Raw genomic sequence first — 20,425 nt, 5'->3', positions numbered from 1 at the left:
TTACCGATACGGCCGAAAAGCAGGCGGATGCGGGCCGGCGGCGGCCCACGCACCGGCAGCTGTTCCGCCGTGGCTGTCGGCCCGGATCGGTAACCATCGACACAGCAGGTGAGGTGGCATGACGGAGCAGTTCGACGTTGTCGTCGTCGGGAGCGGCGCCGCCGGGATGACCGCCGCGCTGGCTGCGGCTCACCGCGGCCTGAGCGTCGTAGTCCTCGAAAAGGCGGCCTGCTTCGGTGGCTCGACCGCCCGCTCCGGCGGCGGGGTCTGGCTGCCGGGCAACCACGCGCTGCGCGCCGCCGGGATAGACGAACCGCCCGAGCGGGCGCGCGAGTACCTGGCCTCGATCGTCGGCGACGTCGTGCCGGCCGTCCGGCGGGACACGTTCCTCGGCCACGGCCCCGAGGTGCTGAAGTTCGTCTGCGACCACACGCCGCTCAAGTTCCGGTGGGTGCGCGACTACAGCGACTACCACCCCGAAGCGCCCGGCGGGCGGCCCGGCGGCCGGTCGGTCGAGCCGATGGCCTTCGACGGCAAGCTGCTCGGCGCCGAATTGGCCCACCTCGAACCGCCGTACAGCGCTCCCCCGCTCGGCGTGCCGATCACCCAGGCCGACTACCGCTGGCTGAGCCTCCTGGCCCGGCACCCGCGCGGCAGCGCCCGGCTGCTGTCGCTGGGCGTCCAGTGGATCGCCGGGAAGCTCCGCGGGCAGCGGCTGCTCAGCATGGGGCAAGCGCTTGCGGCCGGCCTGCGGGTGGGCCTGACCAGGGCGGGCGTCGACGTCCGGCTGAACACGCCGCTGGTCGACCTGCGGGTCGAGGGCGAGCGCGTCACCGGGGTCGTCACCCCGGACGGCGTCGTCGGAGCCCGGCACGGCGTGATCCTCGCCAGCGGCGGCTTCGAGCAGAACCTGGAGATGCGCGAGAAGTACCAGCGCGCGCCGATCGGCGTCGACTGGACCGTCGGCGCCGCCGCCAACACCGGCGACGGCATCACCGCCGGCATCCAGCTCGGCGCGGCGCTCGACCTGATGGACGACGCCTGGTGGGGGCCGACGCTGCCGCTCACCGGCGGCCCCTGGTTCGCGCTGGCCGAGCGGTCGCGCCCGCGCAGCATCATGGTCGACGCGCGCGGCGAGCGGTTCGTCAACGAGTCCGCGCCGTACGTCGAGGCGGTGCACGCGATGTACGGCGACGGCGACGGGCCCGGCGAGCACATCCCCACCTGGCTGCTGTTCGACCAGCGCTACAAGGACCGCTACATGTTCACCGGCATCGGGCCGCGCCAGCCGCTGCCCGGCCGCTGGTTCAAGGCCGGGATCGCGGCGAAGTCGTCGACGCTGGCCGGGCTGGCGGCGAAGATCGAGGTGCCGTCCGACGCGCTCGAAGCCACGGTGACCCGGTTCAACGGCTTCGCCCGCACCGGCGTCGACGAAGACTTCCGGCGCGGGGTCAGCAAGTACGACCACTACTACGGCGACCCGCGCAACAAACCCAACCCCAGCCTCGGCCCGCTCGACAAGGCGCCGTACTACGCGGTGAAGATCGTGCCCGGCGACCTGGGCACCAAGGGCGGGCTGCGCACCGACGAACAGGCACGCGTGCTGCGCGAGGACGGCTCGGTGGTGCCCGGGCTGTCCGCCGCGGGCAACGTCAGCGCGGCCGTGATGGGCCGGACCTACGCCGGCCCGGGCGCGACCATCGGCCCGGCCATGGTGTTCGGCTACCTTGCGGCGACGCGGCTGGCGAACGAAGATCAAGGCACCACGGGAGGCGAGCGATGACGCAGGAGTCCGTACGCACGATCTACGCCGGTGAGCCGCCGGCCCGGTTCGCCCGCGGCTGGCACTGCCTCGGCCTGGCCGAGCGGTTCCGCGACGGGAAACCCCACGCCGTCACGGCGTTCGGCACGAAACTCGTGGTTTTCGCCGACTCGAAGGGCGGCCTCAACGTCCTCGACGGCTACTGCCGGCACATGGGCGGGGACCTCACCCAGGGCAGCGTCAAGGGCGACGAGGTCGCGTGCCCGTTCCACGACTGGCGCTGGAACGGCAAGGGCAAGTGCGTCTCGATCCCCTACGCCAAGCGGGTTCCGCTGCGCGCGCGGACGCGGTCGTGGACGGCGCTGGAGCGGAACGGCCAGCTCATGGTGTGGCACGACCCGGAGGGCAACCCGCCGCCGGACGAGCTCGCCATCCCGGAGATCGAAGCCGCCGACAGTCCCGAGTGGAGCAACTGGACCTGGGACTCGATCTTCATCGACGGCTCCAACTGCCGCGAGATCATCGACAACGTCGTCGACATGGCGCATTTCTTCTACATTCACTACGCCTACCCCACGTACTTCAAGAACGTCTTCGAAGGTCACATCGCCACGCAGTACCTCAACACCAAGGGCCGCCCGGACATGGGCATGGCGTCGAACTACGGCGGCGAGGACAACCTGCTGCGCTCGGAGGCGTCGTACTTCGGGCCGTCCTACATGATCAACAAGCTGGTGAACTCGTTCCAGGGCTACGAAATCGAGAGCGTGCTCATCAACTGCCACTACCCCGTGACGCCGACGTCGTTCGTGCTGCAGTACGGGATGAAGGTCAAGAAGCAGCACGGGCTCACCGACGAGCACGCGGACAAGATCGCGGCGAAGCTGGCCAAGGGCATCGGCGCCGGCTTCCTGCAGGACGTCGAGATCTGGAAGCACAAGACGCAGATCGACAACCCGCTGCTGTGCGAAGAGGACGGTCCGGTCTACCAGCTTCGCCGCTGGTACCAGCAGTTCTACGTCGACGCGGCCGACGTCACCGAGGACATGACCCGGCGCTTCGAGTTCGAAGTGGACACTTCGAAGGCGAACGAGGCGTGGGCGGCCGAGGTGGCGGAGAACCTGGCCCGCCGGAAGACCGAGGCGGAAGTGTGACCACCGCCGAGCAGACCGAGTTCCTCGCGGGCGGGTTGCGGCCGCACGAATGCCGCAGCTGCGGGACGTGCGTGCTGGTGAAGAAGAACAGCATCCAGCACACGAGCATCCAGTGGACGTCCCGGCCCGCCGAGACGTGCCCGGTGTTCGCCGACGCGGACGGTCCTTCGGCGCTGCTCGACACGTGCCCGAAACTGGCCGACAGCATCGGCGACGCCGTGCGCGACGGCACGCTGGCGGTGGCCGATGGCTGAGCGGGTCTACACGCTGACGGTCGCCGACGTCGTCGTCGAGACGCCGGACGCGCGGTCGGTGGTCTTCGAGGTCCCGCCCGAACACGCTTCGGCCTTTTCCTACACGGCCGGGCAGTTCCTGACGCTGCGGATCCCCAGTGACCGGACGGGTTCGGTGGCGCGCTGCTATTCGCTGTCGAGTGCGCCGCACGAGAACCGCGTGCAGGTGACGGTCAAGCGCACCGACGGCGGGTTCGGGTCGAGCTGGGTCTGTTCCTCGCTGCGGCCCGGGATGCAGGTCGACGTGCTGGCGCCGGCGGGCGTGTTCTGCCCGGCGTCGGTGGACGAAGACTTCCTGCTGTTCGCCGGTGGCAGTGGCATCACGCCGGTGATGGCCATCCTCAAAACGGCGCTGGAGACCGGGTCCGGGCGGGTCGTGCTGGTCTACGCGAACCGCGACGAGAACTCGGTCATCTTCGCGGGCGAGCTGGCGTCGCTGGCCAAGCGCCACGGCGACCGGCTGGTCGTCGTGCACTGGCTGGAAAGCGTCCAGGGCCTGCCGGACGTCTCGCAGCTGCGCGGGCTGGCGTCGGCGTACACGTCGCACGAGGCGTTCCTCTGCGGGCCGGCGCCGTTCATGGCCGCCGTGCGGGAGGCGCTCGGGCAGCTCGGCGTGCCCCGGGACCGGGTGCACGTCGAGAAGTTCACGTCGCTGACCGGAAACCCGTTCGAGGACGTCGTCGCCGAGGAAGAGCCGGAGTCCGGCGAAGCACCGGCGTCGCTGACCGTTTCGCTGGACGGTGACACGCGGTCGATGGCGTGGCCGCGGCAGCGCAAGCTCCTCGACCACCTGCTGGCCGCGGGCATGGACGCGCCGTACTCCTGCCGTGAGGGACAATGCAGCGCGTGCGCGTGCCGGGTGGTCTCGGGCGAGGTGAAGATGCTGCACAACGAGGTCCTCGACGCCGAGGACATGGCGGACGGCATCGTGCTGGCCTGCCAGTCGCTCCCGGTCACCGACGACGTCTCGATCAGCTACGAATAGGAGCCCGCGTGCCCATCAACCCCGACGTCGCGATCGGCGCCGAGATCGGCGAGGTGAGCTTCGCCTGGACGTCGTCGGACGTGCTGCTCTACCACCTGGCGCTGGGCGCGGGGCCCGGTGAGCTGCGCTACACCTACGAGCGGGACCTGGTGGTGCTGCCGACGTTCGCGACGGTCGCGGCCAACCTGCGCGTGTTCGAGCCGCCGGCGGTGTCGTTCCCCGGTGTGGAGATCGACCTGGCGAAGGTGCTGCACGGCAAGCAGGAGATCACCCTGCACCGGCCGATCCCGGTGTCCGGCAAAGCCGTGGCCCGCTCGCGGGTCGCGGACGTGTACGACAAGGGCAAGGCCGCGGTGGTCGTCCAGGAGGTCGCGGTGACCTCGTCCGACGGGAGTCCGTTGTGGACGGCCCGGTCGAGCATCTTCGCCCGCGGCGAAGGCGGGTTCGGCGGCTCGCGGGGGCCGTCGGACCGCATCGAGTGGCCTTCGCGCGAGCCCGACGCCGTGCTCGAGACGCCGACGCTGCCGCAGCAGGCGCTGCTGTACCGGCTGTGCGGCGACCGCAACCCGCTGCACGCCGACCCCGAGTTCGCCAAGGCGGCGGGCTTCGACCGGCCGATCCTGCACGGGCTGTGCACGTACGGGATCGTCGCGCGGGTACTGGTCGACGAGTTCCTCGACGGCGACCCGGCCCGCGTGGCGTCGTTCGCGACGAAGTTCGCCGGCGTGGTCTTCCCCGGCGAGACGCTGCGGATCCGCGTGTGGCGCGAGGACGGCGGGCTGCTGGTCACGACGTCGGCGGCCGAGCGCGACGACGCCCCCGTACTGGCGGACACGGTGCTGTCCACGCTCTGAACCCCCGCCCGCGCGCCCGCTACCGTGGAGGGGAGCGACTCGGGAGGACGGAACGCGATGCCGGAATACTTCGTGGTGCGGGGAACGGTCGAATCGGGCGACAAGCGCGGCCGTGAGCTGGGCTTTCCCACGGCCAACATCGCCCTGCGCGACCAGGACGGCTCCGTGGGCGACGGCGTGTGGGCGGGCTGGGTCCGCCGAGCCGGCGGAACGCACGTCCCGGCCGCGATCTCGGTCGGCCGCCGCCCGACGTACTACGGCGCGGACGGCTACCGCCTGCTGGAGGCCCACCTCCTCGACTTCACCGGCGACCTCTACGACGAGACGCTCGTGGTGTGGCTCGGCTCGCACCTGCGCGACCAGGAGAAGTACTCCTCGGCCGAGGACCTGATCACGGCGCTGAAGAACGACATCGCGACGGCGACCCAGTGGACGCTCGCCCACCCGGCCACCGCCCTGCCGGCCGCCGAGGACAGCCCCCTGGGCGAGGTCCGCCGCCGCACCACCTGATCCGCGCGGGTCGTGAGCGGGAAACAGGGTTGGAACACTGTTTCCCACTCACGAGCCCGCGGGCGTCAGAGAGCCGAGGCGAGGAGCAGGTAGCCCATGCCGGCGCCCATCGCCACCCGGCAGATCGCGCGCGAAGCGTGCCCGGAGCCGGCGGCGGTCGCTGTGCCGCCGGCTCCGGGCAGGGCATGCCCGGTCGCATGCGGTGCCTGCCCGGTCGCGCCACCGATCGCCCGCAGGGCTCGCCCGGCTGTGCCGCCGATCGCCCGCGGGGCCTGCGCGGCCGTGCCGCCCATCGCATGCGGGGCCTGCCCCGTCGCGCCGCCGATCGGGCGCGAGGCGTGCCCGGAGTCGGCCACCGTCGCCGCGCCGCCGATTGCGGGTGAAGCGTGTCCGGCCACCGTCGCCGTGCCGCGGAGGGCGATCACCCCCGTGCGGACCGCGTCGGCCACGAAATACCCCGCCGCCGCCACCGCCAGCAGCGGCAGGGCCAACCGGGTGTCCATTGTGGACATAGTCAGCCACGGGCCGTGCGTGCCCGGGTGGGGCATCGCCGTCACCATGTAGAACATCGCCGCCGCCGAGAGGGCGTGATGGGCGCAGGAGCGCCCCCGCCACCAGGCCGCCGTGAACCAGCCCGTCGTCAGCACCAGCACCGCCTGCCAGCCCGCCGCCGGGATCGGGCCGCCGACCGGGGAGACCATCGCCACCATCGCGACCACCAGCAGCAGCTCGGCCAGGTCGCCGTGGCGGAGGCCGTGGCCCAGCCGCGCGTAGTCGAGGCGGACCAGCCGCAGCACGCACGGCAGCGCCAGGGCCGCGAACACCGCCGTGAGCGCCCAGTCGACGACCATCGCGCGCTGTCCTCACTCTCCGTCGTGGGTGGTGTCTCCACCGTGACACCCACGACGGCCGCGCACCAGCCGTCAATGAGGTGACGCCTCAGTCACCCGTCAGGATGAGTCCGCTGGTCGGCACGCCCGTGCCCGCCGTGACCAGCACCCGGGACGCGCCGGTGACCTGGTTGACCGCCGTGCCGCGGACCTGCCGGACGCCTTCGGCGATGCCGTTCATGCCGTGGATGTAGGCCTCGCCGAGCTGGCCGCCGTGCGGGTTGAACGGCAGCGCGCCGTCGAGTTCCAGCGCGCCGCCGGCGATGAAGTCCTTCGCCTCGCCGCGGCCGCAGAAGCCCAGCTCCTCCAGCTGCATCAGGACGTACGGCGTGAAGTGGTCGTACAGCACCGCGACGTCCACATCGGACGGTCCGAGCCCGGACTGGCCCCACAGCTGCCGCCCGACGACGCCCATCTCGGGCAGCGCGGCCAGGTCGTCGCGGTAGTAGCTGGTCATCACGTACTGGTCCGGCCCGCTCCCCTGGGCCGCCGCGGCGATCACCGCCGGCGGCCGCGCGAGGTCGCGGGCGCGCGCCACGCTGGTGACGACCAGCGCGACGCCGCCGTCGCTCTCCTGGCAGCAGTCGAGCAGGTGCAGCGGCTCGGCCACCCAGCGCGACGCCTGGTGCTGCTCCAGGGTGATCGGCCGCTCGTGGAACCACGCGTTCGGGTTGGTCGCGGCGTGCTTGCGGTCGATCACCGCCACGCGGCCGAAGTCCTCGCTGGTCGCGCCGTAGTCGTGGAGGTAGCGCTGCGCGACCATCGCCACGGTGGCCGCCGGGGTCGCGATGCCCATCGGGTAGTGGAAAGCGTTGTCCACCCCCGACGAGTTCACCTGGCCGGCCGCGGCCGGGGACACCTGGCCGAACCGCATCCCCGAGCGCTCGTTGAACGCCCGGTACGCGACGACGACGTCCGCGACGCCGGTCGCCACCGCCATCGCGGCCTGCTGCACGGTCGCCGCCGCCGCGCCGCCGCCGTAGTGGATGCGGCTGAAGAACTTGAGCTCGGGGATGCCGAGTTCCCGCGCCACCGCGATCTCCGCGTTGCCGTCCATGGTGAACGACACCAGTCCGTCCACATCGGACGGCGAGAGCCCGGCGTCGGCGAGTGCGTGCGAGATGCATTCGGCCGCCAGCCGCAGTTCGCTGCGCCCGGAGTCCTTCGAGAACTCGGTCGCGCCGATCCCGGCGATGGCCGCCTTGCCCGAGAGCGTCACGGGAGGGTCACCTCCACGGTGCCGGCGACGTGCTCGCCGAGTGAGTCCACACCGGACACCGACACGACGACGTCGTTGCCGTCGGCGGACACCACCCGGCCGGTGAAGGTCAAGGTGTCGTAGGCGTAGCAGGGCACCCCGAGCCGGATCTTGACCGAGCGGATGAGCGCCTCCGGCCCGGCCCAGTCCGAGACGAACCGCTGCACCAGGCCGGTGTCGGTGAGGATGTTGAGGAAGACGTCCTTCGAGCCGCGCGCCACCGCTGCGTCCCGGTCGTGGTGCACGTCCTGGAAGTCGCGGGTGGCCAGCGCCGTGCTGACGACGAACGTCGGTGTCGCCTCGATCGTCAGCGGCGGCAGTTCCGTTCCTTCGGCGACGGTCATCGGGCCACCTTCCACGCGGGCAGGGTCAGGTCGTCGTCGACCCGGACGAACGCGGCCACCACCGGTAGTCCGATGTGGACTTCGGCCGGCGCGGCGTCGAGCAGCTCCGCCATCACCCGGACCCCTTCTTCCAGTTCCACCAGTGCCACGACGAACGGGAGGTCCTTGCCCGGCACCGGCGGGTGGTGGTGCACGACGTAGGAGAACACCGTCCCGCGGCCGCTCGCGACGACGTAGTCCGGCTTGGCGTCGAGCGCGCCGTCCGGCGGCATCGGGCCCGGCGGGTGCCGCAGCGTCTCGCCCCAGCGCTGGATGCGCAGTTCGCCCTGGCGAAGACCGTCCCAGAAGAACTCGGTGTCCTTGCTGATCACCGGCCGCAGCACCGGTGCCGCCGGCGGTCTCGGCGCGGGCGGCCGGAACTTGAGGACGCGGAACATCATCTCCGCGACGGCTTCGCCCTCGACGTACCAGGTCATCCGCGTGGTGACGAACCAGCCTTCGCCGAGCGCGGTCTTCTTCGGCCCGACGACGTCTTCCAGTTTCGTCCGCGCTTCCACCTGCTCGCCCGGCCGCAGGTAGCGGTGGTAGGTCTGCTCGGAATTCGTCGCGACGACGGACGTGAACCCGGATTCGTCCAGCAACTCCATCATCAGGCCGAGCGGGTCGTCGCTGCCGCGCGGGACGTTCAGCCCGCCCATCGTCCACACCTGCGCCATCGCGGGCGGCGCGACCAGTCCCTTGTGGACGCTCCGCGCGGCGAACTCCGGATCGGTGTAGACCGGGTTGGCGTCCCCGATCGCCTCGACCCAGTTGTTCACCATGGCCTGGTTGACCGGGTCCCGCGCCAGGCGCGGCGCGCACTCCCCGCGGGCGGCGATTTCCCGGGCGGTTTCTTCGATGGTCATCGCGGCACCCTCGGCAGGCCCAGGCCGATCGACGCGATCAGCTCCCGTTGGATTTCGCTGACCCCGCCGCCGAACGTCAGCACGATGTTGCGCTTGGCGGAGACGTCCAGCCAGCCGGCCAGCTCGGCGGTGTCCGGGTCGGCCGGATCGCCGTGGCGGGCGACGAGTTCTTCGAGGTTCCGGCCGATGCGCTGGATCACCTCGGAGCTGAACACCTTGGTCGCCGACGCGTCGCCGACCACGACCGGCGCGGTCGCCGAGGACACGGCGACCTGCCAGTTCAGCAGTTCGTTCACCCGCGTCACCGCCATCGCTTCGGCCAGCACGGCCCGCACGTCGGCGAGGTCGAGCAGACCGTGGGCGGCGGCCCAGGCGCGCACGCGGTCGTACATCCCGCCGATGCGCCCGGCCGGCCCGAGCATCACGCGCTCGTGGTTGAGCTGCGTGGTGATCAGCCGCCAGCCCTCGTTCTCCTTGCCCACCAGCCGGTTCACCGGCACGCGAACGTCCGAATAGTACGTCGCGTTGACGTGGTGGGCGCCGTCGCAGGTGATGATCGGCGTCCACGAGTAGCCCGGATCTCTGGTGTCCGTGATGAGGATCGAGATGCCCTTGTGGCGGGGCGCGTCGGGCGCGGTCCGGACGGCGAGCCAGACGTAGTCGGCGTCGTGCCCGCCGGTGGTGAAGATCTTCTGGCCGTTGACGACGTACTCGTCGCCGTCGCGCACCGCCGTCGTCCGCAGCGCCGCGAGGTCGGTGCCGGCTTCCGGTTCGGTGTAGCCGATCGCGAAGTGGATCTCCCCGGCGAGGATCTTGGGCAGGAAGAAGGACTTCTGCTCGTCGGTGCCGAACTGCTGCAGCGTCGGCCCGACGGTCTGCAGCGTCACCGACGGCAGCTGGACGTCGGCGCGCGCGGCCTCGTCGACGAACAGGTGCTGCTCGATCTCGCCGAAGCCCTGCCCGCCGTACTCCTTCGGCCAGCCGACGCCGAGCCGGCCGTCGCGGCCCATCCGGCGGACGATCTCGCGGAACACCGGTCCGTGCCGCTCCCGCCGCATTTCCCGGCGTTCTTCCGGGCTGATCAGCCCGGCGAAGTACGCCCGGAGCTCCGCGCGCAGGTCCTTCTGCGCCGCGGTCAGTTCGACGTGCATCCCGCTCACCCCGCCACTCGTTCGCCGAGCCTGCCGAGCCGGTGCGCGGCGCCGCCGAGCGCCCGGCCGAGATCCTTGACCGCCGACGAATACCGGTGCAGCGGGTAGGTTTCGTCGACGCCGACACCGCCGTGCAGGTGGTGGCAGATCGCGAGGGCCTTCGGGGCTTCCTCGGCGAGCCAGTAGGCGGCGATGTCCAGTTCGGCGTCCGCGTCGAGGCCGGCGGCCAGCCGCCACACCGCGGACGTCACGGCGAGGTGCACGGTCCGCGCGGCGACGTAGACGTCGGCGATCTGGCCCGCCACCGCCTGGAAGGCCGCCAGCGGACGGCCGAACTGGGCGCGTTCGCCGACGTGCTTGACGGTGAGCGCGAGGGCGCCGGCCACCAGCCCGTCGCCGAGCGCGAGCGCGCCGGCCAGCGCGAACCGGTGCAGCGCCGCGACCGCGCCCCGGTCGAAGAGCAGGTCGGCCTCTTCGACGGCGACCTCGTCGAGCCGCAGGGTGCACTCCGGCGTCCCGGCCGAGTTCCGCGTGGGGACGAGCGTGACGCCGTCGGCGCGCGGGTCGACCAGGTAGACGGCGGTGCCGTGCGGAGTGGTCACCGGCGTGAGGATCCGGGTGGCTTCGGCGGCGTACGGGACGGCCGTCTTCACGCCGTCGAGCAGCCACTTCCCGTTGGCCGCGCGCGCGGAGGCGGCGGGGTCGGCGGTCAGTGGCGCGGACGGCTCGTGCAGCGCGGCGGTGAGCAGCCCTTCCCCGGCCGCGACCGGCGGCAGGAACTCCGCGCGCTGGGCGGGCGTCCCGAGCGTCTCGACCGGCAGGACGCCCAGCGCGAGCGCGGCGTACGCGGGCACCGGCGCGGCGGCCCGGCCGACCTCGGTCAGGACCTGCGAGACCTCGGCGACGCCCAGGCCGTCGCCCTCGAGATCGGGGGGCAGCGCGAGCGCCAGCAAGCCCGATCCGGCGAGGGCGCGCCAGGGATCGTCTTCGGCGCCGAGCACTTTCGCGGCCAGCGCGGCGATCTCGCTCTGCGTGTCGTCAAGGGTGAAGTCCACGCCCGACCTCCGGCTCGGCGCAATACTGGAACATGTTCTAGTCTTAACCGGAAAGGACCGGCGCGGCAACCCCCGGAGGTGCAGCGGCATGGCGGCGACGCGGCGGCTGGTCACCGTGCCGCCCACGGCGGGCGTGCCCGACCCGGTTCCCCTCGAGCTGCCCGGCCGTGGGCGGACGGTGGTCACCGACGTCGGCCCGCGGGACGCGCCCGCGCTCGTCTTGCTGCACTCCGTGGCCTGCACCGGCCTGCTGACCTGGTATCCGGCACTGGCCGGGCTGGCGCGCGACCACCGCGTGGTCGTGTTCGACCAGCGGTGGCACGGCCGGGGCATCCGCTCGCCGGAGTTCCGGCTCGCCGACTGCGCCGGGGACGTGACCGCGGTCGCGGACGCGCTCGGCATCGGCCGGTTCGCGCTCGCGGGGTACTCGATGGGCGGGCTGGTCGCACAGCTGGTCGCCCGCACCGAGCCAGAACGTGTTACCGGTTTGGTGCTGTGCTCGACCGCGAGCACCTTCCGCCGCGGGCTCCGGCAGCGCGTCGCGCTCGACGTCTTCGGCCGGACGGTGCGGCAGCTGCGCGAGCGCGTGAAGCTGCCGGTCGCGCCCGCCGCCCCGCTGCGGCGCGTCGAGGACCACCGGTGGGGGCTGCGGGAGTTCCGCTCGACCAAGCCGTGGGAGATCGCCGTCGCCGTCGACGAGATCGGCCGGTTCGACTCGACGCCGTGGCTCCACACCTTGCGGCTGCCCACGGCGGTCGTCGTGACCGGCCGGGACCGGTTCATCGCGCCCCACCACCAGCGGTCGCTCGCCCGCCGGATCCCGGGCGCGGCCACCTACGAAGTCGCGGCCGGGCACGCCGCGTGCGTCCTGGCCGCCGACCGGTGGGTGCCCGCCCTGCTCGCCGCCGTCCACTCCCTCTGAGGAAGGAACCACGATGGGACGCTTCAGCCTGCCGGAGCAGAAACCCGACGGCCTGGACTCGCCGGTGACGGCGAAGGTCATGAAGTACGGCGCGAAGGCGCAGGTCGCGGTCTTCAAGCTGACCGGCGGCCGGATCGGCAGCACCTGGCGGGTCGGGGCCGGGTTCCGCAAGCCGGTGCCGACGCTGCTGCTGGAGCACCGCGGCCGCAAGTCCGGGCGCCGGTTCACCACCCCGCTGCTCTACCTGCGGTCCGGCGGGGACGTCGTCATCGTCGCCTCGCAGGGCGGGCTGCCGCGGCACCCGCAGTGGTACTTCAACCTGCGGGCGGCCCCCGAGACGCGCATCCACCTGAAGGGACGCCGGGACGTCCCGGTGACGGCCCGCGTCGCGGCGCCGGCCGAACGCGCCGAGCTGTGGCCGCGCCTGGTCGAGCTCTATGCGGACTTCGCGAAGTACCAGGCGTGGACCGACCGGGAGATCCCGGTCGTGGTGCTCAGCCCGCGGCCTTGAGCAGCTGGTCGAGGGCCTCCGGCAGCGCGTCGGCGAGCGGCCAGAGGTCCTTGACCAGCTCGCGCGCGCCCAGCAGGCCGACGTGCACCTTGCCCGCGTTGGACAGCACGGTGACGTTCAGGCCCGCGCCGTGGAAGACCGGGCCGAGCGGGTAGAGGCCGGTGATCCGCGCGCCGAGGAAGTACAGCGGCATCGGCGGGCCGGGCACGTTGGAGACGACCAGGTTGTGCACCACCGGGTGCTTCTCGGCCAGGCGCAGCGCCGAGTACGCGCGCACGGCGAGGCCGAACGCCGTCGCGGCCGAGAACTGCGCCCAGTCCTGCAGCATGTCGGCGTCGATGTCGTGGTGGTGGTCCTTCGAGAGCCGGTTGGCCTCGGCGAGGAAGAACACCCGCGCGGCCGGGTCGGGCAGGTGCGTCGGGAGCGAGGCGAAGAACGCGGAAACCTTGTTGCTGCCGTGGTCGCGCTCGGTCCGGTCGTGCACCGAGACCGGGACGGTCGCGACCAGCGGGTCGTCCGGCAGCTCACCGCGCGCTTCGAGGAACTCGCGCAGCGCGCCGGCGACGAGCGCGAGCACGACGTCGTTCACCGTGACCCCGAAGGCGTTCTTGACGTTCTTGACGTCGTCGAGGTCCAGCTGGGCGAACGCGACGCTGCGGTGCCCGGTGATCGTGCCGTTCAGCGACGTCCGCGGCGCGGTGAAGGGGATCGGCATCCCCTTGCCCCGCAGGGCTTTCCCGAGCCACCGCGGCACCAGCTCCAGCAGGTCGGGCAGCAGCCGGACCACTTCGGCGGGACGTCGCACGACGTTCCCTGCGCCCTCGCGGAGCAGGTCCAGCGGCGAGGGCGCGGCCGGGTTGCGCGGCTGCTCGATCGCCGGGGCGGGCGCGTCGGGCTCCAGGCCGGCGAGGTGGGTGATCAGGCTGGCGCCGCTCACGCCGTCGACGCTGGCGTGGTGCATCTTCAGCAGCACGGCGATCTGCCCGTCGGCCAGTCCTTCGATGACGTGGAGCTGCCACAGCGGCTGCGCGCGGTCGAGCTGCTGCCCGGCGATGTGCGCGCACAGCTCGGCCAGCTCGGCGCGGTCGCCGGGGGCCGGGACGCCGATGCGGTGCACGTGGTGGTCGAGGTCGAAGTCGTCGTCCTCGATCCACACGGGATGGCTCAGGTTCCAGAGGGGGTTGTGCAGTTTGCGGCGGAACGCCGGGATCAGCGCGACGCGTTCTTCGAGCCGCGCCTTGAGTTTCGCGAAGCTGTAGCCGCCGGGGACGGTCGAGCCGTCGAGGGTGAGCAGCCCGCAGACGTGCAGGACCTGGGACGGCGTCTCGAGGTACAGGAAGCTCGCGTCGAGGCCGCTCAGTCTCTGCATGGCGCCAGGGTAAGCCACTTCCGGTGAGCGGCGCGTCACCCTACTCACCGGTATCATCGCGCTGGTGCAGCCGAACTTCCTGATCCGCCGCGCGGTCCAGCTCGGTCTGACGGCGAACGCGCTCCGCCCCCTGCGGGCCCGCTCGACGACGATCCCGGTGTTCTTCGCCGGGTGGCTGACCGCCGAGCTGGCGCCCCAGCTCCTGGCCCTGACCGCGGCCGACACCGCGCTCCACCTGGCCCGCCACGGCGCCCGCGACCGCTCGACGCAGGCGGGCCTGGCCATGGCCGCCGCGTCCGCCGCCGGCCTGGGCGCGCTGATCCGCACGGGCCACGGCGCCCGCGAAGAGATCGAGGGCGCGTTGACCTCGGCGCTCGGCGAGGACTACGCGGCCGAGCTGGGCCGCTCCGACCTCGGCCTCCCGTGGAGCGAGCTGGCGCTGCCGTTCCGGATGGGCGCCCCGGACGTCCGGGTGGACCGCAACATCGCGTACGCCCCGGGCGGCAAGCGGTTCCTGCTCGACGTGTACCGGCCCGCCGAGCCGGTGTCCGGCGCCCCGGTGCTGCTGCAGGTCCACGGCGGCGCGTGGGTGATCGGCAACAAGGAGGAGCAGGGCCGCCCCCTGATGCGCTACCTGGCCCGCCGCGGCTGGGTGTGCGTGGCGATCAACTACCCGCTCTCCCCCACCCACCGCTGGCCGGCGCACATCGTGGCGGCGAAGCAGTCGCTGGCGTGGATCCGTTCACAGATAGCGTCGTACGGCGGCGACCCCCGTTTCGTCGCGGTGACCGGCGGTTCGGCGGGCGGTCACCTGTCGGCGTTGCTGGCGCTGTCGCAGAACGACCCGGCGCTGCAGCCGGAGTTCGAGGACGCGGACACGAGCGTCCAGGCCTGCGTCCCGCACTACGGCGTGTACGACTTCGCGGCGACGTCGGGTTCGCGGGCGAGTCAGTACCGGCTGGAGAGCCTGCTCGCGAGGCGCGTGTTCGCCCCCGACCGCGACCCGGTCAACCACCTGGACGACTACATCGCGGCCTCACCGATGGACCGGGTGAGTTCGGAGGCGCCGCCGTTCTTCGTGATCCACGGCCGCGACGATTCGCTGGTCCCGGTCCGCGAGGCCCGCGAGTTCGTCCGGCGGCTGCGGGAGAAGTCCCGGCAGCCGGTGGCGTACGCGGAGCTGGCGGGGGCGCAGCACGCGTTCGACGTGTTCACGTCGGTGCGGAGCGCGCACGTGGTCCGCGGGGTGGCCCGGTTCCTGGACCACACGTACAACACTTGGAAGGCAGCGAACCGGTAAAGTTCCGTCAGCAAAGAGCAGCAGGCGAGGGGTGTCGGCCGATGCGAGGAGAAACAAATTTCGGTCATCTGATTACCATCGATCGAAAGCTCGCCCGTCTTGGCATCTCCGCAGACAACTTTGTCGTCAACGAGCCGAACGCATCGATGGTCAAAGCCCGGCAATTCGTCGAACGAATGACTCAGCTCCTGTGGCAGCGAACCGATCTGGGCGCCGGTGACAGGCCTCTCCATCAGCGCATCACCGTCTTGGAGGACAAAGGCGTGCTCGACAGTGAGATCAGCGCGCTGTGCCACAAGGTGCGCTTGGGAGGAAACAGAGCCGTCCACGAGTTCGATGAGGCCCGCGCCGAGGCCTTCGACCTGGTTCGCGTGTGCCACAAACTCGGCGACTGGCTCGAATCGACGCTGAACGCGGACTATCAGCCGAAACCCTACACACCGCCGTCGCCTCAGGAACTGGGGTACGCCAAGGTCGATAAGGCGGGCGCATATCGCCTGGCCGACCTCACGTTCCCAGCGCATCGACCCCATTTGATCTTCTCGTTCGGCGGTAGCTACCCGCCTGCCGGACGGTCATGGCGGTACACCGAGCAGCGACTTCGGGAACTGCAAGACGAAGGCCGCATCGCTGTAAGCCAGTCGGGGCGTCCGGCGCTCAAGCGATACTTTCACGAGACATACCCCAGCTGATGTCGTCAAAGCGGGTCACGAGGGCACTCACCGGAGTCACCGCCACTGCGAGCGATCAGTAGGCCAGGTCCACCGGGCTCGCCGAGGGTGGGCCGTCCAAACGCCACTCCGTTCCGGAGCGGGTGAAGCGGTACCAGCGGGCGTCGCGGCCGTAGCGCAGTTGTAAGCCGCCCTGAGTGAGACGGTTGCGCCAGATCTTCGGCTGGCCCGGGAGGCCCGCTTCGGCCAGGATCGCTTGCACCTCCGCCAGGGGGCCGGGGCCGGGTTGCCAGGTGTCGCGCAGAGCTGACAGGCCGCCGCGGCCGGCTTCGCGCCAGGCTTCCGCCCAGCGGATCAGGTCTCGGGGTGGGACGCCCGCCGCCGTGGCGAGGGTGGTGATTTCCGGGGCGGTGCGGGTGGCCGCGCGGCGGGCGAGGTCCTCTTCGAACGTCAGCTCGGCCGCCGTCACGCCGCCGATCAGGAGGTCGCGGGCCAGGGAGGCCGCGTCGGCCGCCAGGGTCGACAGGGCGGCCGCCGTCCAGCCCGTGGCCGGGGGTGGGTCGAGGTCGAGGGTCGCCGGCGGACCCGCCGTGCGGGGCGGTGGGGGTAGAGCCGGGATCGGGCCCGGCCGCCGGGTGTAGGCCGCTCGCGGGGTGAGGCCTTCGTCCGCGGCTTTCGGCAGCTTCGGTTTCTCCGCGCGGGACGGTGACCGGCGGGCGCGCAGCTCGGCCAGGACGTCGGCCCGCGGGCGGCCACGCAGCAGGAACAGCGTGAAGAGGTCACGGTCCACCTCGTCGGCGACCAGGTAGTACACCGCGGCGACGTGCTTGCACGGGTTCGCCGAGTCCGGGCACGAGCACCGCGGCCGCAGGTCGCCCGGGCCCGGCAGGAGGTCGGCGCCCGCCTCCCGGGCTTGCTCGGCGAGCGCGGCCGGCAGCTCGCCGTCGAGCAGCGCCGCCGCGTGCCCGAGCTGCGTGCCGACGACGCCCAGCAGCGTGTCCCATTCGCCGTCGGTGAAGGTGCGCATGGTGATGGTCACCTTGTAGGGCTGCGGCCGGCTGCCGCGCACCCGCGCCGTCATCACGCCGGCGCCGAAGTGCAGCTCGGTGACCGTGCCCTTGCGCGCGTACGTGCGGCCGCGGGGCAGCCGGTTCGGGTCGAGTTTCGCGCGTTGTTCGAGGGCCTCGACCCAGGCGCGGCCCCACCAGGTGGTGCCGAAGTTCCGCCGGGGTGGCATCACCCGCTCCCGAGCCGGACCAGGTCGGCGAGGGCGTCGTCGGACAGTTCGGTGATCCAGTCCTCCCCCGCGCCGACGATCGACTCGGCCAGCCCGCGCTTCTTTTCGAGCACCTCCGCGATCCGCTCCTCGAGGGTGCCTTCGGCGATCAGCCGGTGCACCTGGACGGGCCGGTCCTGCCCGATGCGGTAGGCGCGGTCGGTGGCCTGGTCCTCGACGGCGGGGTTCCACCAGCGGTCGTAGTGGATGACGTGGGTGGCGCGGGTCAGGTTGAGCCCGACCCCGCCCGCCTTCAGCGAAAGCAGGAACACGGGGATCTCGCCGGCCTGGAACCGGTCGACCATGTCCTCCCGCTTCGACGGCGAGCTGTCCCCCGAGAGGACTTCGGTGGGCAGGCCGCGCTCCTTGAGGCGGCGTTCCAGCAGGCGGCAGAGCTGGACGTACTGGCTGAACACGAGGACGCTCTCGCCTTCGTCGAGGATCACGTCCAGGAGTTCTTCGAAGGCGGCGAGTTTGCCGGAGCGGCCGGTGAGCGCGCCGTGCGGTTCCTTGAGGAACTGCGCCGGGTGGTTGCAGATCTGCTTGAGCTCGGTGAGCAGCTGCAGCACCTGCCCGCGCCGCTTGATGCCCTGCGTCTCGCGGATTTCGGCGAGGTTCTCGCGCACGACGGCCTCGTACAGGGTGGTCTGCTCGGCGCTGAGCGGCACGAACCGATCGGTCTCGGTCTTGCGCGGCAGCTCCGGCGCGATGTCCGGATCGGACTTGCGCCGGCGGAGCAGGAACGGCCGCACGGTGGCGGCGAGCCGTTCGGTGACTTCCTTGTCGCGGTCGCGTTCGATCGGCCGTGCGACGGTGCGGCGGAAGCGGTCGAGCGGACCGAGCAGGCCGGGGGTGGTCCAGTCCACAATGGACCAGAGTTCGGTGAGGCGGTTTTCGACCGGGGTGCCGGTGAGGGCGACCTTGGCTCGCGCGGGAATTTTGCGGAGTTCCTTGGCCGTGGCGGACAGCGGATTTTTGACGTGCTGCGCTTCGTCCGCGGCGACCAGGCCCCAGTCCACTTCGGACAGCGTTTCGCGGTCGCGGCGGAGGACACCGTAGGTGGCGAGGACGACTTCGTCGGGGGCGAGGTCGTCGAGGTGGCGGCTGCCACCGTGGAACCGGCGGACGGGGATTTCGGGGGCGAAGCGGGCGAACTCGCGCTCCCAGTTGCCGAGGAGGGAAGTGGGGCAGAGGACGAGTGTGGGCCCGCCGGTGAGTGGGGTCTCGGCGCCGGCGGGCCCGGGCTCGGCACCGGCAGCCGGGGCGACGGCGGCGGGCACTGACGGGGCATCCGCGCCATCGGACCGGGGCTCGGTAGCGGCAGGCGGGGCATCGGCGTGGGCAGACCGAGGCATGGCGGCAGCGGGTGGGGCATCGACGCCGGTAGGCCGAGGCATGGCGGCAGCGGGTGGGGCATCGACGCCGGCAGACCGGGGCATGGCGGCAGCGGGTGGGGCATCGACGCCGGTAGGCCGAGGCATGGCGGCAGCGGGTGGGGCATCGACGCCGGCGGACCGGGGCGCGGACCGTGGGAGGTCTGCGCCGGGCGGCGGGGCATCGACTGCGCCGCTGGGTGAGGTCGGCAGCGGCCCGGCGGCAGCGAGCGAGGCCTCGGCGCCGGCGGGTCGAAGCTCGGCCGGGGTCGGCGGGGGCTGGGGGCTGGGCAGGCGGGCTGGTGCGAGTCGCTCGGGCCGGCCAGGGACAGGCTGGGCCAGGGCTCGGCGGTGCAGGTGGAGAGCGATCAGCTGGATCGTCTTCCCCAGCCCCATGTCATCCGCCAGGCAAGCACCCAGGCCCAGGCCGGTCATCGTCGCCAGCCAGGCCAGGCCCGCCTGCTGGTACGGCCGTAGCGTCGCCTGCAGCCCCGGCGGTGTCACGACCTCCGACGCCGCCCGGTCGCGGAGGCGAGAGGCCAGATCGCCCAGCACCGGTGGGGCCGCGAACTCGACGCGCTCGCCGTCCAGTTCCAGCTCGCCCGTCAGGGCCGCCGCCAGGGCTTCGCCCGCCTCCAGTTTGCGGGTGCGGCCGCGGACGCGGGCCAGGAGCTGGGGGTCCACCCGGACCCACTGGCCGCGCAGGCGGACCAGGGGGCGCTTCGCCTCGGCCAGTGCCGCGACCTCCGCCTCCGTCAGCTGCTCGCCGCCCAGACTGAGCTGCCAGCGGAACTCCAGGAGGCTGCGCAGGGCGAACTCCGGTCCCGCGACGCTCGCCGGGGCCTGGGTCGCGCTCGCCTTCGCCTTCACCTCGCCCGCGAACAGGCCCTTCGACCAGAGCACCTCGATGCCCGCTCCGCCCAGGTCGCGGGCGCCGTCGGCGAGCAGGTCGACGACCTCGTCGTCGGACAGGACCAGCGACGCCGGCGCCGGCTCGGCCAGCACCCGGCCCAGTGGCGCCCACGCTCGCGCGCCGCGACGCAGGCCCAGCAGGAGCTGGGTCTCGACCTGGTCGCCGAGGCGGTTCAGGACCGCGTCCGGGGCGTCCCACAGCGTCGATGCCTCCACCACCAGGCTCGGCTCGGCCAGGCTGCGGACCGCCAGCACCCCCGCGAACGTGTCGTCGCCGGAGCCCTCGACGCGCAGCAGCACCTGCACGCCCCGCGGCTCGCGCGCCTCCAGCTCGGCCAGCCAGGCGGCGCCGTCCGGGCCGAGCAGGGCCGGTTCGCGGGCCGCGAACGCCGGGTCGCCGGCGCCGACCGGGGCCGCCGGGCTGCGGACCAGCAGGTCGGCCGTCGCGTCCCAAAGCGCGCGGACCAGGGAATCCGGGGAGTGCAGGCGGATGCGTTTCAGCCCGGTCAACGGCAGCGCGTACGCCTCCGGTGGCAACGCGCCGGCGAGCCCGCGCAGCAGTTCCTCGTCCGCCGCGTCGAGCGGGCCGATCCGCCAGGCCGCCGCGCCGGCCGGGGACACGGCCGGGCGCAGCCGCCCCCTCGCCACGAGGTTCACCCCGGCGTTGACCGCGGCCGACCACGCCGCGACGGCCGGGCTCGCCGCCTCCCCCACGGCCAGCAGCCGCGGCAGCGCGCGTTCGAGGGGCACCAGCTCCGCGTCGACCTTCGTCCGCGCGAACTTGGCGCCCCGGGGCAGGACGAGCTCGATCGTGGTCCCGCCGGCCACGTCGTCGCCCCACAAGGCCAGCACGCCTTCCCGCGGGGGATCCGCGGGGAGGTAGGTGGCCTGGGTGTCTGCGCTGAACTCCACGACGGCAACGCTAGAACA

Annotated in this window: 19 protein-coding genes; 10 read left to right on the top strand and 9 right to left on the bottom strand. The window is 72.3% G+C overall.

Annotation, left to right across the window (positions count from 1 at the left end; genetic code table 11):
• Positions 1-118: 118 nt before the first annotated feature.
• From kstD to AB0B33_RS04830, 6 genes are read left to right on the top strand one after another with little or no spacing between them, the layout of a single operon-like run.
• Entirely contained in the window at positions 119-1,783 is a 1,665-nt protein-coding gene (gene kstD, locus AB0B33_RS04855; RefSeq protein WP_360766917.1) for a 3-oxosteroid 1-dehydrogenase, read from the top strand.
• A complete protein-coding gene (locus tag AB0B33_RS04850) occupies positions 1,780-2,916 on the top strand; it encodes a Rieske 2Fe-2S domain-containing protein (protein ID WP_360766914.1) in 1,137 nt (378 codons plus the stop codon). The genes kstD and AB0B33_RS04850 overlap by 4 nt, the downstream gene beginning before the upstream one ends.
• Positions 2,913-3,170 (top strand): hypothetical protein, encoded by a 258-nt coding sequence (locus AB0B33_RS04845; RefSeq protein ID WP_247011988.1) that lies wholly within the window; start codon positions 2,913-2,915, stop codon positions 3,168-3,170. Before AB0B33_RS04850 ends, AB0B33_RS04845 begins: the two co-directional genes overlap by 4 nt.
• Positions 3,163-4,194: a ferredoxin--NADP reductase gene (locus AB0B33_RS04840; protein ID WP_360766910.1), complete on the top strand. Its 1,032-nt coding sequence runs from the start codon at positions 3,163-3,165 to the stop codon at positions 4,192-4,194. Before AB0B33_RS04845 ends, AB0B33_RS04840 begins: the two co-directional genes overlap by 8 nt.
• A gap of 8 nt (positions 4,195-4,202) precedes the next feature.
• On the top strand, positions 4,203-5,048 hold the full coding sequence (locus tag AB0B33_RS04835; RefSeq protein WP_360766907.1) for a MaoC/PaaZ C-terminal domain-containing protein: 846 nt from the start codon (positions 4,203-4,205) through the stop codon (positions 5,046-5,048).
• 57 nt (positions 5,049-5,105) lie between these two features.
• Entirely contained in the window at positions 5,106-5,558 is a 453-nt protein-coding gene (locus tag AB0B33_RS04830) for a riboflavin kinase (RefSeq protein WP_360766904.1), read from the top strand.
• A 65-nt stretch (positions 5,559-5,623) separates the two neighbouring features.
• Here the strand turns inward: AB0B33_RS04830 and AB0B33_RS04825 are convergent, their stop codons facing one another.
• The 6 genes from AB0B33_RS04825 to AB0B33_RS04800 all read right to left on the bottom strand — a co-directional run bounded on the left by AB0B33_RS04825 (position 5,624) and on the right by AB0B33_RS04800 (position 11,161).
• Positions 5,624-6,409: a DUF5134 domain-containing protein gene (locus tag AB0B33_RS04825; RefSeq protein WP_360766902.1), complete on the bottom strand. Its 786-nt coding sequence runs from the start codon at positions 6,407-6,409 to the stop codon at positions 5,624-5,626.
• Positions 6,410-6,497: 88 nt separating this feature from the next.
• Positions 6,498-7,667, bottom strand: coding sequence for a lipid-transfer protein (locus AB0B33_RS04820; RefSeq protein ID WP_360766899.1), 1,170 nt, complete (start codon positions 7,665-7,667; stop codon positions 6,498-6,500).
• Positions 7,664-8,050 (bottom strand): acyl dehydratase, encoded by a 387-nt coding sequence (locus AB0B33_RS04815; RefSeq protein ID WP_360766896.1) that lies wholly within the window; start codon positions 8,048-8,050, stop codon positions 7,664-7,666. The genes AB0B33_RS04820 and AB0B33_RS04815 overlap by 4 nt, the downstream gene beginning before the upstream one ends.
• Positions 8,047-8,955 (bottom strand): OB-fold domain-containing protein, encoded by a 909-nt coding sequence (locus AB0B33_RS04810; RefSeq protein ID WP_360766893.1) that lies wholly within the window; start codon positions 8,953-8,955, stop codon positions 8,047-8,049. The genes AB0B33_RS04815 and AB0B33_RS04810 overlap by 4 nt, the downstream gene beginning before the upstream one ends.
• A complete protein-coding gene (locus tag AB0B33_RS04805) occupies positions 8,952-10,106 on the bottom strand; it encodes an acyl-CoA dehydrogenase family protein (RefSeq protein WP_360766890.1) in 1,155 nt (384 codons plus the stop codon). Before AB0B33_RS04805 ends, AB0B33_RS04810 begins: the two co-directional genes overlap by 4 nt.
• 5 nt (positions 10,107-10,111) lie before the next feature.
• On the bottom strand, positions 10,112-11,161 hold the full coding sequence (locus AB0B33_RS04800; protein ID WP_360766887.1) for an acyl-CoA dehydrogenase family protein: 1,050 nt from the start codon (positions 11,159-11,161) through the stop codon (positions 10,112-10,114).
• Positions 11,162-11,249: 88 nt separating this feature from the next.
• Here AB0B33_RS04800 and AB0B33_RS04795 point away from each other — a divergent pair, with 88 nt between their 5' ends.
• Positions 11,250-12,083: an alpha/beta hydrolase gene (locus tag AB0B33_RS04795; RefSeq protein ID WP_360766884.1), complete on the top strand. Its 834-nt coding sequence runs from the start codon at positions 11,250-11,252 to the stop codon at positions 12,081-12,083.
• A 13-nt stretch (positions 12,084-12,096) separates the two neighbouring features.
• Positions 12,097-12,594: a nitroreductase family deazaflavin-dependent oxidoreductase gene (locus tag AB0B33_RS04790; RefSeq protein ID WP_360766882.1), complete on the top strand. Its 498-nt coding sequence runs from the start codon at positions 12,097-12,099 to the stop codon at positions 12,592-12,594.
• Here AB0B33_RS04790 and AB0B33_RS04785 read toward each other — a convergent pair.
• Complete coding sequence (locus AB0B33_RS04785; RefSeq protein ID WP_360766879.1) at positions 12,578-13,963, bottom strand: wax ester/triacylglycerol synthase family O-acyltransferase; 1,386 nt, start codon at positions 13,961-13,963, stop codon at positions 12,578-12,580. The genes AB0B33_RS04790 and AB0B33_RS04785 overlap by 17 nt on opposite strands.
• Positions 13,964-14,027: 64 nt before the next feature.
• Between AB0B33_RS04785 and AB0B33_RS04780 the strand changes: the two genes are divergently transcribed.
• Together AB0B33_RS04780 and AB0B33_RS04775 are read left to right on the top strand one after the other, a co-directional pair.
• Positions 14,028-15,263, top strand: a complete 1,236-nt coding sequence (locus tag AB0B33_RS04780; RefSeq protein ID WP_360766876.1) for an alpha/beta hydrolase — start codon at positions 14,028-14,030, stop codon at positions 15,261-15,263.
• A 41-nt stretch (positions 15,264-15,304) separates the two neighbouring features.
• Positions 15,305-15,955: a DUF4145 domain-containing protein gene (locus AB0B33_RS04775; protein ID WP_360766873.1), complete on the top strand. Its 651-nt coding sequence runs from the start codon at positions 15,305-15,307 to the stop codon at positions 15,953-15,955.
• A gap of 55 nt (positions 15,956-16,010) precedes the next feature.
• Here the strand turns inward: AB0B33_RS04775 and AB0B33_RS04770 are convergent, their stop codons facing one another.
• On the bottom strand, positions 16,011-17,171 hold the full coding sequence (locus AB0B33_RS04770) for an SWIM zinc finger family protein (RefSeq protein ID WP_360766870.1): 1,161 nt from the start codon (positions 17,169-17,171) through the stop codon (positions 16,011-16,013).
• Positions 17,171-20,407 carry an SNF2-related protein gene (locus tag AB0B33_RS04765; RefSeq protein WP_360766867.1) on the bottom strand — a complete coding sequence of 1,079 codons (3,237 nt, stop codon included), beginning with the start codon at positions 20,405-20,407 and terminating at the stop codon, positions 17,171-17,173. The genes AB0B33_RS04770 and AB0B33_RS04765 overlap by 1 nt, the downstream gene beginning before the upstream one ends.
• Between the last annotated feature and the right edge of the window lie 18 nt (positions 20,408-20,425).

This window comes from Amycolatopsis sp. NPDC049159, assembly GCF_040648295.1.
Taxonomy (GTDB): Bacteria; Actinomycetota; Actinomycetes; order Mycobacteriales; family Pseudonocardiaceae; genus Amycolatopsis; species Amycolatopsis pretoriensis_A.
This window is presented reverse-complemented; position numbering and strand designations above follow the sequence as displayed.

What these genes read in the sequence shown, in the direction of transcription:
- AB0B33_RS04825 (WP_360766902.1), bottom strand. Translation starts at nt 6,409, where the DNA reads ATGGTCGTCGACTGGGCGCTCACGGCGGTGTTCGCGGCCCTGGCGCTG.
- AB0B33_RS04850 (WP_360766914.1), top strand. Translation starts at nt 1,780, where the DNA reads ATGACGCAGGAGTCCGTACGCACGATCTACGCCGGTGAGCCGCCGGCC.
- AB0B33_RS04795 (WP_360766884.1), top strand. Translation starts at nt 11,250, where the DNA reads ATGGCGGCGACGCGGCGGCTGGTCACCGTGCCGCCCACGGCGGGCGTG.
- AB0B33_RS04830 (WP_360766904.1), top strand. Translation starts at nt 5,106, where the DNA reads ATGCCGGAATACTTCGTGGTGCGGGGAACGGTCGAATCGGGCGACAAG.
- AB0B33_RS04810 (WP_360766893.1), bottom strand. Translation starts at nt 8,955, where the DNA reads ATGACCATCGAAGAAACCGCCCGGGAAATCGCCGCCCGCGGGGAGTGC.
- AB0B33_RS04770 (WP_360766870.1), bottom strand. Translation starts at nt 17,171, where the DNA reads ATGCCACCCCGGCGGAACTTCGGCACCACCTGGTGGGGCCGCGCCTGG.
- AB0B33_RS04840 (WP_360766910.1), top strand. Translation starts at nt 3,163, where the DNA reads ATGGCTGAGCGGGTCTACACGCTGACGGTCGCCGACGTCGTCGTCGAG.
- kstD (WP_360766917.1), top strand. Translation starts at nt 119, where the DNA reads ATGACGGAGCAGTTCGACGTTGTCGTCGTCGGGAGCGGCGCCGCCGGG.
- AB0B33_RS04785 (WP_360766879.1), bottom strand. Translation starts at nt 13,963, where the DNA reads ATGCAGAGACTGAGCGGCCTCGACGCGAGCTTCCTGTACCTCGAGACG.
- AB0B33_RS04790 (WP_360766882.1), top strand. Translation starts at nt 12,097, where the DNA reads ATGGGACGCTTCAGCCTGCCGGAGCAGAAACCCGACGGCCTGGACTCG.
- AB0B33_RS04775 (WP_360766873.1), top strand. Translation starts at nt 15,305, where the DNA reads ATGCGAGGAGAAACAAATTTCGGTCATCTGATTACCATCGATCGAAAG.
- AB0B33_RS04805 (WP_360766890.1), bottom strand. Translation starts at nt 10,106, where the DNA reads ATGCACGTCGAACTGACCGCGGCGCAGAAGGACCTGCGCGCGGAGCTC.
- AB0B33_RS04815 (WP_360766896.1), bottom strand. Translation starts at nt 8,050, where the DNA reads ATGACCGTCGCCGAAGGAACGGAACTGCCGCCGCTGACGATCGAGGCG.